Source organism: Pseudomonas sp. Q2-TVG4-2, assembly GCF_013620795.1.
Classification (GTDB): Bacteria; Pseudomonadota; Gammaproteobacteria; order Pseudomonadales; family Pseudomonadaceae; genus Stutzerimonas.
In genome coordinates this window covers 1-13,131 of the sequence record NZ_LGLW01000007.1, presented here as the reverse complement: position 1 = coordinate 13,131, position 13,131 = coordinate 1, and the positions used below count along the sequence as shown (strand labels likewise).

Below are 13,131 nucleotides of genomic sequence, written 5' to 3'. Positions count from 1 at the left end.
GGCACAGCGCTTGCTTTAACGATCCTGCCGTACCGAACCCATCAGAGGATGATCCCATGGCTCTCGAACACAGCAGTGCGACACCCCCGACACACGCCATCGATTTCGAAGCAGTTGGCAGTACCTATTTTAAGGAACGCGAACTGAAGAAAGGCGCCGCCGGCTGGGTGCTACTGGTGGGCCTTGGCGTTGCCTACGTGATTTCCGGCGACTATGCCGGCTGGAACTTCGGCCTGGCTCAGGGCGGCTGGGGCGGGTTGTTCATCGCCACGCTGCTGATGGCGACGATGTACCTGTGCATGTGCTTCTCCCTCGCCGAGCTGTCCTCGATGATCCCCACCGCGGGCGGCGGCTATGGTTTCGCCCGCAGCGCCTTCGGCCCGCTCGGTGGCTTTCTCACCGGTACGGCGATCCTCATCGAATACGCCATTGCCCCGGCCGCCATCGCCGTGTTCATCGGCGCCTATTGCGAATCGCTGTTCGGCATCGGGGGCTGGGCGATCTACCTAGCCTTCTACATCATCTTTATCGGCATCCATATCTTCGGCGTCGGTGAAGCCCTGAAGCTGATGTTCATCATCACCGCGATCGCCGCGCTGGCGCTGGGCGTATTCATCGTCGCGATGGTGCCGCACTTCTCCGTGGACAACCTGCTGGATATCGCGCCGACAACCGCCGCTGGCGCCAGCGCATTTCTGCCCTACGGCTACGTCGGTATATGGGCGGCGATTCCCTATGCGATCTGGTTCTTTCTTGCGGTCGAAGGCGTGCCACTGGCTGCCGAGGAAACCAAGAACCCGCAGCGCGACATGCCACGCGGGCTGATCGGCGCCATGCTGGTGCTGCTCGCCTTCGCCGGGCTGATCCTGCTGGTCGGGCCTGGTGGGGCCGGTTCCAGCACGCTGGTGGAATCCGGCAACCCGCTGGTCGAAGCGCTGACCACCGCCTATGGCTCCTCAACCTGGATGAGCGGCTTCGTCAATTTGGTGGGTCTAGCCGGGCTGATCGCCAGCTTCTTCTCGATCATCTACGCCTATTCGCGGCAGATCTTCGCGCTGTCGCGAGCCGGCTATCTGCCGCGCAGATTGTCGCTGACCAACAAAAACAAGGCGCCGGTGATGGCGCTGGTGATCCCGGGTGTCGTCGGCTTCCTGCTCTCGCTGACCGGTCAGGGCGATCTGCTGATCCTCGTCGCGGTGTTCGGCGCGACCATTTCCTACGTGCTAATGATGGCCTCGCATATCGTCCTGCGCCTGCGCCGGCCGGACCTGCATCGCCCGTACAAAACGCCCGGCGGTGTGCTGACGTCCGGCGTCGCGCTGGTGCTGGCCTGCCTTGCGGTAGTTGCCGGCTTCCTCGTCGACCCGCGCGTGGTGATCGCTGCGGCGGTGATTTACGGCGTGTTCATCGCGTACTTCGCTATTTATAGCCGTCACCATCTCGTCGCTGGTACGCCGGAAGAGGAATTCGCGGCGATCGAGAATGCCGAGGCATCGCTTAACTAGCAGGCTGCTGAAAACGTGAACGAGGCAGGCAGTACAAGGCGCAACGACCGAAGGGAGTAACAGCCAAAAGGCTGGCCCGAAGGGCGAGCGCCGCGAGTCAAAGCGGCCGAAACAGCGGACCGGGCTCGCGTACGAGTTTACGTATTGTAAATGAGCATGTTGAGGGCGCTTTTAACGCAGGAATGCCAACGCAGGTAGTTTTCACAGCTTGCTATGGGAGACGAGCATGGCGGGATACACACACAGCGTAGGCGGCACCAACTGGCGTTTCGACAGCCTGCGCGAGGTGATGGCCAAGGCCAGCCCGGCGCGCTCCGGCGATTTCCTCGCCGAGGTTGCGGCGGGTAGCGATGCCGAGCGGGTCGCCGCGCAGATGTGCCTGGCTCAGATCTCCCTCAAGCGCTTTCTCGAGGAAGCGCTGATCCCCTACGAGACGGATGAAGTCACCCGCCTGATCATCGACAGCCACGACGCAGCAGCCTTCGCCCCGGTCAGTCACCTGACCGTCGGTGACTTCCGCAACTGGCTGCTGGGCGACGACGCCGATGAGTTGACACTGAAAATCCTGGCGCCAGGGCTGACACCGGAGATGGTCGCCGCGGTATCGAAGATCATGCGCGTGCAGGACCTGATTCTGGTGGCGCAGAAAGTCCGAGTGGTCAGCCAATTCCGCAACACCATCGGCCTGCGCGGGCGGATGTCCACTCGCCTGCAACCCAACCATCCCACCGATGAGGCCGCCGGCATCGCCGCGAGCATCGTCGACGGCCTGCTCTACGGCAACGGCGATGCGGTGATCGGCATCAACCCGGCCACCGATAGCACCAGCGGCATCTGCGAACTGCTGAAGATGCTCGACGCCATCATCCAGCGCTACGAAATCCCGACCCAGAGCTGCATTCTCACCCACGTCACCACCTCCATCGAGGCGATCAACCGTGGCGCGCCGCTGGACCTGGTGTTCCAGTCCATCGCCGGTACCGAAGCGGCCAATACCAGCTTCGGCATCAACCTGGCGGTACTGCAGGAGGGTTACGAGGCGGGCCTGTCGCAGAAGCGCGGGACCGTCGGCGACAACCTCATGTACTTCGAAACCGGCCAGGGCAGCGCCTTGTCGGCCAACGCCCATCATAGCGTCGATCAGCAGACCTGCGAGGCGCGCGCCTATGCCGTGGCGCGCCGCTTCAAACCGCTGCTGGTCAATACCGTGGTCGGTTTCATCGGCCCGGAATACCTTTATAACGGCAAACAGATCATCCGCGCCGGGCTGGAGGATCACTTCTGCGCCAAGCTGCTCGGCGTGCCCATGGGCTGCGACATCTGCTACACCAACCACGCCGAAGCCGATCAGGACGACATGGATGTGCTGCTGACCCTGCTCGGCACCGCCGGCGTCAACTTCATCATGGGCATTCCGGGTTCGGATGACGTGATGCTCAATTACCAGACCACGTCGTTCCATGACGCCCTTTACCTGCGCCAGAGCCTCGGGCTTAGACCTGCACCAGAGTTCGAAGAATGGCTCCAGAAAATGGAAATCTTGCGCCAGGATGGCGGTCGTTTGCAGATGGGCGAACAGCTTCCCCCTGCCTTTCGCCAAGCGCTTGAGCGGATGGCATGACAATGTTGAGGCTCTGCGCCGCCTGTAGGAACGAGGGGGGCGCCCAGCTCTTGCTCGCGAACCCGACCTGCATGGTCGTTTCGAACCGATTCGCCAGCAGGCTGGCTCCTACGCGTCACCGCACACATATACGCCATGCCTATTTTTGTAGGAACCGGCTTGCTGGCGATCAAGGCCATGAGCGAGCCCGATGGTTAGAGCGATACGTGATTGCCGTCCGCCGAAGACATCAACGGAGCAACAGAAATGAGCACTCGCCCGCCCATTGCCATCGCCAACCCTTGGAGCCACCTGCGCCAGCTCACCCCGGCGCGCATCGCATTGGGCCGCGCGGGCGCCAGCTTGCCCACCGAAGCCCAGCTGGATTTCCAGTTTGCCCACGCGCAGGCACGCGACGCCGTGCACCTCACCCTAGATACCGGCGAGCTGGCCGCGCAACTTCAGGAAAGAGGGTTCAACACCCTGCGACTGCACAGTGCGGCAACCGATCGCTACATCTACCTGCAACGTCCCGACCTGGGTCGACGGCTGGACGACGCCTCCGCCGAGCGATTGGGCGACCATGCACAGCAACACACGGCTGGCTACGACCTGGCAATCGTCATTGCCGACGGACTGTCGGCGTTGGCAGTCCAGCGTCACGCCCTGCCCTTGCTCCAGCGCATCGAAGAGCAAATCGAGAAAGATGGCTGGAGTCTCGCGCCGATCAGCCTGGTGCAACAGGGCCGCGTTGCACTCGGAGACGAGGTCGGCGTACGGCTCAAGGCGAAAATGGTGGTGATGCTGCTGGGCGAGCGGCCCGGCCTGAGCTCGCCGGACAGCCTAGGACTGTATTTCACCTACGCGCCGAAAGTCGGGCGCACCGATGCCGACCGCAACTGCATCTCCAACATCCGGCTGGAAGGGTTGAGCTACAACCTCGCCGCGCACCGCTTGAGCCATCTGATGCGCGAGGCTTGCAGACGCCAACTTTCAGGGGTCAGCCTGAAAGATGAAGCGGAGATGCTCAGCCTTGATGACGACACGCCGAGAACCAGCAATTTTCTGTTGGGTTGAATGGATCGCCTGTCGCGAGGCAGACGCACAGCCCGATCTGCTGCGCCAGGTGCTCCGGGCTCGCCGACAAGCAGCCTCTAACGAGAGCGCCGTTTGCCGCCTGGCGATGACCGATCCACATCGCCCAACAGGCACACCCTGTTGGGCTCACGGCCGGCGCCTTGCTCCATCACGCCCCCCGCTTGCCGACAACTACCACCCCGCTTAAGGTTGTCGCCCCCAGGCTGGAAGCTCCCTCATGTGGTCATTTCGCGACTGGCGCCGCAAGCGCATCCTCAGCCGTTTCGCCATCGAGCCGGCACTCTGGCAACGCGTGCTGGATAGCTTGCCGATTCTCGACGGCCTGAGCGTCGAGGAAACCGAGCGGCTTCGCCAGCGCAGCATCCTGTTCTTGCATGCCAAGCGAATCACAGCCCTGCCCGGCACCGAACTGGAACCGGCAGACCGGCTGCGTCTGGCTGCCCAGGCGCAGCTGCCCTTGCTCCACCTGGCCGACCTGGACTGGTATCAGGGCTTCCATGAAATCGTCATCTATCCCGGCGACTTCCACAGCCCGCAGAAGCACCGTGATTCAGCTGGCGTCGTGCACGAGTGGGACGGCGAGCACAGCGGTGAGGCCTGGCTGCAGGGTCCGGTGATCCTGGCCTGGCCAGGCGTGCAGGAGAGCGGCGGCTGGGAAGGTTACAACCTGGTGATTCACGAACTGGCGCACAAGCTGGACATGCTCAACGGCGACGCCAACGGCCTGCCACCGCTGCACCGGAACATGCGCATCGACAGTTGGGCGAGCGCGATGCAAAGCGCCTATGACTCGCTGAATACCACCCTGGACTCCGATCCGGATGCCGAAACACCGATTGATCCCTATGCGGCAGAGAATCCAGCTGAGTTCTTTGCCGTCACCAGCGAGTACTTCTTCGCCGCGCCGGACCTGCTGCATGCGACCTATCCCGAGGTCTATCAGCAGCTCGCCGCCTTCTATCACCAGGATCCGCTGACGCGCCTGCAGCAACTGCAGCACAGCCATCCGCAGTACGCGGAACCTCACTGACTCCAGGCCGTCGAATGCGCGCATCGCCAGGCCAGTGAGCTTCGCCACCGCTGGCATGGCAAAACGCCCGATACTGCGCCTATAATCGCGCCCACTTTTTTCGCCCCAGGCCGCTTCGGCCGACCACGGAGCAATGTCCATGAGCTACAGCAAAGTCCCGGCCGGCAAAGACCTGCCAAACGATATCTACGTCGCCATCGAAATTCCGGCCAACCATGCGCCGATCAAGTACGAAATCGACCACGACACCGACTGCCTGTTCGTCGACCGCTTCATGGCCACACCGATGTTCTACCCGGCGAACTACGGCTTCATCCCGCACACCCTGGCTGACGATGGCGACCCGCTCGACGTATTGGTCGTCACCCCCTACCCGGTTGCCCCAGGCTCGGTCATCCGCGCCCGTCCCGTCGGCGTGCTGCACATGACCGACGAAGCCGGCGGCGATGCAAAGCTGATCGCCGTCCCGCACGACAAGCTGAGCCAGCTGTACGTGGACGTGAAGGAATACACCGACCTGCCCCCGCTGCTGCTCGAGCAGATCAAGCACTTCTTCGAGAACTATAAGGATCTGGAGAAGGGCAAGTGGGTCAAGGTAGAAGGCTGGGGCGACGCCGAAGCCGCCCGCGCAGAAATCACCAAGGCTGTGGCGGCTTATCAGAAGTAAGCCAAAACCGCTAACGGAAAGCCGGCCACAAGCCGGCTTTTTTTATGCCCGTGGAAAGCCCAAAAACATTGCTGAAACCCAGCATTCATGCGGGCTGGCCTCTCTGAAACCCCACACTTCTTCCGCCGGCTTTACCCTGACCCACCCCGAAGTGTGGATCAGGAGGTGGGGGCAGGGTTTTGGAGGGAGGCATGACTCCGATCTGCCGAAGAAGCGCCGGGCATTCATGAATGATTGGGCGGCGTTTGCATGGGCGCTACGCAGCGCCTAGCCCCACGTTGATCAAGAAGATCTGACTCAGCCTGCAATTGGAATTAAAACTCTAGTTACTCTCTGAAATTCAACGAACCAAGAAATATATTGCTTGAAACAAGCTACTTGGCTAGCATTTCAGGAATTATGTTTCCGGTTACCACTCCATGCCCGAACAACTGACCATCCAAACTTTCATTAACGGTCAGTGGTACGACGCCCTGCAGCTGACTGTGGATGATCCCGCAGACGTCAGGAACGGCATCTGCTCGACCGCCTATATGCCGAACTACCTGATCCATTTCCTGGATTGTATCGACTCGCCCCTCGATCCTGCGGTCAGCGTCAATTTGCCCATTAACTGGACGGGGACCCGCACCAGGGGCTTTCCCGCATTCATCTACGACATCATTCCCGCTGGCGCTGCGCGAAAGTCGCTGGAAAAGCGGTCTGCAGGTGAAAAGCCCAAGGACATGGACCTGGATCTCTTTCTGCTGAAGCGTTGTACGCCGGCGCCCATTGGCCATATGCGCGTGAAAGAGTCCTTCGAGCTGACCGACACCAGCCGGACTGTCGCCTTCCCGCGCCGGGAAATCATCGAGCGAACGAACGACTTCCTTGAGTACGCCTATGAACTCGGCGCAGCCATCGGCGGCGCAACGGGTGCTCAAGGGGAAGCCCCCAAGCTGCTGATGACTGAGGATCTTCATGGCGGTTTCCATGCCGATGCGGTCCTGCCTGACCACCAGGTGCGCCGGCATTGGCTCGTGAAGTTCGCTCGAAACAAGGCAACCGAGCGAGACAAGAACATCCTGCGAGCCGAGTACCACTACTACCGTGCGATTGCCGCGCTAGGGCTGGACACCATTCCTACGGAGGGGCTGGCTCTTGAGGAAGCGCAAAAACCAAGCCTCTGGATGCCACGCTTCGATCGTCGATTGTTGCCGGACGGAAATGTCGAGCGCATCCCGATGGAGTCGATCTACTCAATCTGCGGCAACACGGAGCCGGGATCGAACATGCGTCATGAGGAGGTTGCGCATCGACTGATCGAGCTTTGGCTCGCCAACGACCAGGCCGACGAGATCGCAGGGCTGGTGTTCGAATACATACGTCGCGACTTGCTCAACCGCATCGTCGGCAACTCCGACAACCATGGTCGCAACACTTCGATTTTCCGGCATGATGGACGTTTCCAGCTCGCCCCGATCTACGACCTGGCCCCCATGGTGCTGGACCCCGAGGGCGTCACGCGCGTCACGAAATGGGAGAACGAGCGACTTGGCGCGCCGGATTGGTCTGCGGTGTGCGCGCTATTTCGGGAGCACGTCGACCCCGCCCATCTGTTTGCCCGGCTACGGGCGGCAGCCGAGGAATTCAGAGCCCTTCCTGGGCTTTTGAAAGACATGCCGGAAGACATACGGCTCGCGCAATCGATCCCCCTCAACAATCTAGATGCCCGCCTGAAGGAGTGGGGCTTGCTATGAAAAACCTCACGCCCATGGATCGCCAGCAACTCATCGAAGACATCCAGTTCAAGAGCGCATCGGGTGAAGAAAGCCTCGGAAAATCGATTCGCCGTCTGCGCCTCGAGATCACCGGGCTAGATCAGGACTCGTTCGCCAGGATGTGCAAACTAACGACGAAGACCCTGTCCACACTTGAGAACGACAGAGGCAACCCAACGATCAACACCCTCAACGGCATTCTCAAACCATTCGGTTTAGCGATAACGCTCGGCGCGTTGCGCCATCAACCCACCACGCCAATCCGCCAAAATGAGGAGGAGCCAGCGCGTAAACGGGGAGCCAGCCCGAAACGCCAGAAGGCTGCGCTCCAAACGTCGCCTTTCCAGCCTGTGGCCGAGTAAACATCTCCTCTTCGAGGCCAGGGGATTGACCATCGCATCGGGTTCGCAGGTTTCGCACCAAGTGCTTTGCGCCTGCCCTGTCCACAAGCCGCAAGGCGTCTGAACATCTTCGCCCTGGGGCTGGCCTCGGACCAGTTTCAGGCTAAGAAGTGGCGTTTTATCGAGGCGCGCAAACGGCTTGGCGCCGGCCCGGTTGAATTGTTCCGCAAACCAACAGCCAATGCGGAGGCGAGCGCTATAGCATTTGTAACTGGCAGGACCTGAAGGTGTCTGCCGTAATAGATGAAAGCGATAGTCCCGAATATCTGAGCGGATCCTTCGATGCCTACCACCTACAACACAGCACTGGTGAGCCTGTCTATCCTGATCGCCATTGCTGGCTCTTTCACGGCGCTCGATCTGGCCAGCCGTTCGCGCGCTTCCGTGGGTTGGATGCGGCACGTCTGGCTTTGCGCGGCAGCGGTATGCATGGGCGGCAGCATCTGGTCGATGCATTTCGTTGGCATGCTCGCGTTCGGCATGCCCGGCATGGAGATCCAATACGATCTGAGCCTCACCCTCTGGTCGCTAGTCGTGCCGATTGCGGTGACGGCGATCAGCTTTTTTGCGGTTGGCATTAGCGGCCTGGGCCGAAAGACGCTCGGTATTGGCGGTTTGTTCATGGGCCTCGGGATTGGTGCGATGCATTACATGGGCATGGCCGCCATGACGATGCATGCCGAACTGTCCTATGACCCGCAGTGGGTTGTCATTTCGATCCTTATTGCCATCGGGGCGGCAACTGTAGCGCTCTGGCTCTCCGCCCGGGGCCGGCGATTATCGCTGCAGGCCATCTCCGCCGTCGCGATGGGGTTTGCCGTGGCAGGCATGCACTACACAGCCATGGCAGGCGCGCGCTTCACCCCGCTGGACGATGCGATGCCCGCACCGTCCGGAAGCGGTCTGGACCTGCTGACGTTGGCGTTATCGGTCGCTGGCTCGACCTTCATCGTGTTGTTCTTCGGCCTTGCTGCCTCGATGCACGACAGGCGCATGGCGATCATCAGCGAGCGAGAAGCGGCAGCATTGCGCCAGAGCGAAGAGCGGTTCCGCGAGCTCTATAGCAAGACGCCGCTGCCTCTGCATTCGCTGGACGAAGAAGGCCGGCTTGAGTCGGTCAGCGATGCCTGGCTCGTGCTGATGGGCTATCGCCGAGAGGACGTGATCGGTCGGTCATTGATCAGCTTCATGACCGAACGCTCCGCGCGCCAGATGCTCGACAAGGACTGGCCGGTGTTGCTCGAAACCGGGGAGTGCCTCAACGCCGAATACCGCCTGGTAGCCAGGGCTGGCGCATTCATTGATGTGCTGGCCTCCACCCGTCTCGAGCAGACCACTCGCGGCGCGCTCATCATCGGCGGTCTGGTGAATATCACCGAGCGCCGGAACGCCGAAGCCGCGCTCCGCCAGGCGCAGAAGATGGAGGCGATCGGCAAGCTTACCGGCGGCATCGCTCATGACTTCAACAACCTGCTGGCGGTGGTCGGTGGAAATCTCGAACTGCTCCGCAAGCGGCTGCCAAACGACACGGCTCGTGTCGCAAGCCTGATCGAGAACGCGCTGCAGGCGACGCAACGCGGCTCAGGTCTGGTCCAGCGCATGCTGGCCTTTGCCCGCAAACAGGAGTTGAAACCGAGCTCCGTCGTGCTACCGGACGTAGTGCTGAACATGCGGGAGCTGCTGCAACGTTCGGTCGAAATCAACATCAACATCGAAACGAGATTCCCGCTTAGCCTGCCGCCTGCGTACGTCGACGCAAATCAGCTCGAAATGGTGCTGATCAATCTGGTGGTCAACGCACGAGACGCGATGCCGGCGGGCGGCACGATCCGCATCGAAGGCCAGCTGCGCACCCTCAGATCATCAGCGGAACAGCCGACGCAGGAGTTTGTCGCTTTGATCGTGTGCGACGACGGCACGGGCATGAGCCCGGAGACACTCGCCCGAGCAACCGAACCCTTCTTCACCACCAAGGGACCGGGCAAGGGCACCGGCCTTGGCCTTTCGATGGCGCACGGCCTCGCTGAACAGTCAGGGGGGCGATTGGTGATCGAAAGCAGCGCGGGCAAGGGAACGACAGTCGAGCTGTGGCTACCGCTGGGCATCCCTGCTCCGGTGGCCGCGCCGGAACCAGAGATCGCGAACGAGCCCATCGGAACATCCATACCCGCTTTGTCGATTCTCGTGGTGGACGATGATCCACTGGTGCTGACCAATACGGCCGAGCTTCTCGAGGACCTGGGTCATCGAGTCACCTCTGCCGACGGTGGCGAGGCCGCTCTCAGCATCCTCCGTCAAAGCGCTTTCGATATCCTGATCACCGATCAGATGATGCCAGGCATGACCGGAACCCAGCTGGCGGAGATCGTCAACGCTGAAAAGCCCGATCTGCCGGTTCTGTTGGTCAGCGGTTATGCGGAATTGACCGAGGAGGCTCGCCCGCTGCACACGCTGGCCAAGCCGTTTACGCAACACTCGCTAAGCGTAGCCATCGGCGACGCACTTGGCCGTCCGGGCTCGGGGGTCGTGGTGCCGCTGCTCGGCCGGCGCTAGATACGCCCGTCGAAAACGAAACGCAGCACCTATGCGCCTGAATTCAGACGCACCGGGACTGCGTTTCGCCCATCAGGCTCAGCCCTTCTTTACGGCCTTGCCAGAGCCCAGATCGGCTCCTGTCATGGGATCGGCGGAGACGTCGGACTGGGTCCGCACCGCCATCTGCTGCAATACCTTCTGCTGGTCCTTGTTCAGCTCGACGGAAGGTTTACCATCGCCACCGTCCACGGCAGGCTGCGGACTCTCAACGAACTCCCATTCAGGCCCTTGATTCCATGGGCCCCGCAGATCCCCTTCGCCCTGCGACAGGTTGTAGTAGACGTTGGCAAATTGCGGCTCGCCCGGCAGCTTGCCCTGAGGGAAGTTGGGCTGGATGGCATGTAGCGCCTTTTCGAACGATTTCTGGTGCGCGATTTCGCGGGTCATGAGGAATTTCAGCGCGTCCTTGATGCCCGGATCATCCGTCACGTTGATCAATCGCTCGTAAACGATCTTGGCCCGCGCCTCGGCTGCGATGTTGGAACGCAGATCCGCCGTTGGCTCACCGATCGTATCGATGTAGGCGGCCGTCCATGGAACCCCGCCTGAGTTGGTTAGCGGCGTGCCGCCACCGTACAGCAACGAGGTAACGTGCGAATCATTGCCGCCGTCCGTCAGCGAGCGATACAGATCCGCTTCCTCTTCGACGCCCTCGGCCACCTGGCCTTTGGCGCCTTTGTTAAGCATGCCAACAATGGAGCCGATCACCTCGAGGTGGCTGAGCTCTTCGGTGGCGATGTCCATGAGCATGTCCTTGCGGCCTGGGTCATCCTCGGACACGGCCTGAGTGAAATAACGCATGGCGGCAGCGAGCTCACCCTGCGGACCGCCGAATTGCTCAAGCATCAGGTTGGCCAGGCCCGGATTGGGGCCCGCTACTCTTACCGTGTACTGAAGTCGTTTGTTGTGGACGAACATGGTTCACCTCTCAATTTTGGACTTCCCTAGTGACTGCCTCCTTCGATCAGTTAACGGGGCACGGCGATTCGGTATCTGACTGCATCGCAGGCGGCCCTAGTGGTGGAGTACAAGCTGCGGCAGCCGTCCGATTGCTTTTTCCAATGACGATGATTGACCAACTCAATGGAGCGAGTGGATCGCCACGGTGTCTCGCGCAGCGATCGGGCGCCCCTTTTTTGCTGAACGTATTCAGACCCAGCGACTCTATCGTTGCCGTGGCACTACTGACTCGAGGTGAAAAATGCTCCGTTCGACAAGCCCCAGCCTGATTAAAGCTCTTGGATTGGCGGCGCTGATAGCCGTCTGCAGCGCACCGGCTTTGGCCGATTCGCCTCAGGTGTTCGGCTGGGTCGAGGAAGGGCTTATCTTTCCTGAGAAAGTCGCCGTGAAGTTCAAGCTCGATACCGGTGCGCTGACCTCCTCAATGCATGCCGAAAACATCGACCGATTCGAGAAAGACGGCGACGATTGGGTGCGCTTTACCCTGGAAATGGAAGACATCGATACCGACAGGAATATTGAGAAGCGCCTGGAGCGCGAAGTGGTGCGGGACATCAAGGTGCGCGGTGCAGGCGGTGCCGAAGAACGCCCTGTGGTGCTGATGAAGGTATGCCTGGGTAACAAGATCTACGAAGAGCAGTTCTCACTCAACGATCGCGACAAGATGAACTATCCGGTACTCGTTGGCCGCCGTACGCTGGAGAATCTGGGCTTGGTGGACTCGTCCAAGACCTTTACCGTCGAGCCGGATTGCTCTGAATAGCAGCCCCCTCAAGTGCCAGCCCTCCGGCAGATGAGGAGCGCTGGCGACTGCGGCCGTTATCTTTCTTCGGTGCGCCGGCCAGCGCTAATTTTTCTGCAACTCACCCCGCCTCCCCCGGTCAACTGACCAGCAGCCTGGTTTGTTGCCGGAGGCAATACCCGCCCCGGCCTGAACGCGACATGCTGCCATTCTTCGAGCGGGGGAGTTCATGGAGCATCAAGCGGAATACTTGCGGCGATCAGCCATGCGCCCGAACATGGGCATGGAAGAACATATGGAGATGATGGAACGCCGCCATCTCGCCACGCTGTGGTGCCATTTCGCCAACGCCTTGCTCGGCTTTTGGCTGCTCAGCTCGCCCTTCATCTTTGGCTACGCGAACATTTCCAGCACTGATCTGGATCTCGCCCGCCTGGCCTCGGAACGCGATCTACCCGAAGTCGCCACTCGCGCGCTGCTGATGACCTGGAATGACATTATCAGCGGCGCCCTGATCGTGCTGCTCTCGGTCCTTTCGCTAAAACGGATCAGCTGGGCGCTGTGGGCCAATACGGGCATGGGGCTCTGGCTGATGTTCGCCCCGCTGCTGTTCTGGACCCCGTCACCAGCCAGCTATGGTAATGCCCTGCTGGTCGGCGGGCTGGTGATTGCCTTTTCCACACTGGTACCGATGATGCCCGGCATGAGCATGTCCGGGATGATGCAGAAGGCCGCAGTTCCACCGGGCTGGGATTACAACCCCTCGACCTGGC

At 61.0% G+C, this 13,131-nt stretch carries 10 protein-coding genes and 1 pseudogene; 10 read left to right on the top strand and 1 reads right to left on the bottom strand.

Features of this window, described 5'->3' with window-relative positions; genetic code table 11:
* Positions 1-56: 56 nt before the first annotated feature.
* From eat to H3028_RS15600, 8 genes are all read left to right on the top strand, one after another.
* Positions 57-1,505, top strand: a complete 1,449-nt coding sequence (gene eat, locus H3028_RS15635; RefSeq protein ID WP_181298177.1) for an ethanolamine permease — start codon at positions 57-59, stop codon at positions 1,503-1,505.
* Between the two features lie 226 nt (positions 1,506-1,731).
* The gene (locus H3028_RS15630; protein WP_181298176.1) at positions 1,732-3,126 is read left to right on the top strand and encodes an ethanolamine ammonia-lyase subunit EutB; all 1,395 of its coding nucleotides are present in this window, start codon (positions 1,732-1,734) and stop codon (positions 3,124-3,126) included.
* Positions 3,127-3,372: 246 nt separating this feature from the next.
* Positions 3,373-4,182 carry an ethanolamine ammonia-lyase subunit EutC gene (eutC, locus tag H3028_RS15625; RefSeq protein ID WP_181298175.1) on the top strand — a complete coding sequence of 270 codons (810 nt, stop codon included), beginning with the start codon at positions 3,373-3,375 and terminating at the stop codon, positions 4,180-4,182.
* Positions 4,183-4,420: 238 nt separating this feature from the next.
* On the top strand, positions 4,421-5,233 hold the full coding sequence (locus H3028_RS15620) for a zinc-dependent peptidase (protein ID WP_181298174.1): 813 nt from the start codon (positions 4,421-4,423) through the stop codon (positions 5,231-5,233).
* A gap of 139 nt (positions 5,234-5,372) precedes the next feature.
* Positions 5,373-5,900: an inorganic diphosphatase gene (gene ppa / locus H3028_RS15615; protein ID WP_181298173.1), complete on the top strand. Its 528-nt coding sequence runs from the start codon at positions 5,373-5,375 to the stop codon at positions 5,898-5,900.
* Between the two features lie 419 nt (positions 5,901-6,319).
* Positions 6,320-7,639: a type II toxin-antitoxin system HipA family toxin gene (locus H3028_RS15610; RefSeq protein WP_181298172.1), complete on the top strand. Its 1,320-nt coding sequence runs from the start codon at positions 6,320-6,322 to the stop codon at positions 7,637-7,639.
* Entirely contained in the window at positions 7,636-8,022 is a 387-nt protein-coding gene (locus H3028_RS15605) for a helix-turn-helix transcriptional regulator (protein WP_181298171.1), read from the top strand. The genes H3028_RS15610 and H3028_RS15605 overlap by 4 nt, the downstream gene beginning before the upstream one ends.
* A gap of 321 nt (positions 8,023-8,343) precedes the next feature.
* Entirely contained in the window at positions 8,344-10,614 is a 2,271-nt protein-coding gene (locus tag H3028_RS15600) for an MHYT domain-containing protein (RefSeq protein WP_181298170.1), read from the top strand.
* A 78-nt stretch (positions 10,615-10,692) separates the two neighbouring features.
* Here H3028_RS15600 and H3028_RS15595 read toward each other — a convergent pair whose 3' ends face one another.
* A complete protein-coding gene (locus tag H3028_RS15595) occupies positions 10,693-11,574 on the bottom strand; it encodes a manganese catalase family protein (RefSeq protein WP_181298169.1) in 882 nt (293 codons plus the stop codon).
* Between the two features lie 283 nt (positions 11,575-11,857).
* On the opposite strand from H3028_RS15595, the gene H3028_RS15590 reads away from it, so the two are divergent.
* On the top strand, positions 11,858-12,379 hold the full coding sequence (locus H3028_RS15590; protein ID WP_181298168.1) for an ATP-dependent zinc protease: 522 nt from the start codon (positions 11,858-11,860) through the stop codon (positions 12,377-12,379).
* A gap of 244 nt (positions 12,380-12,623) precedes the next feature.
* Positions 12,624-13,131 (top strand): annotated as a pseudogene (locus tag H3028_RS15585) (dTDP-glucose 4,6-dehydratase); the annotation flags it as partial.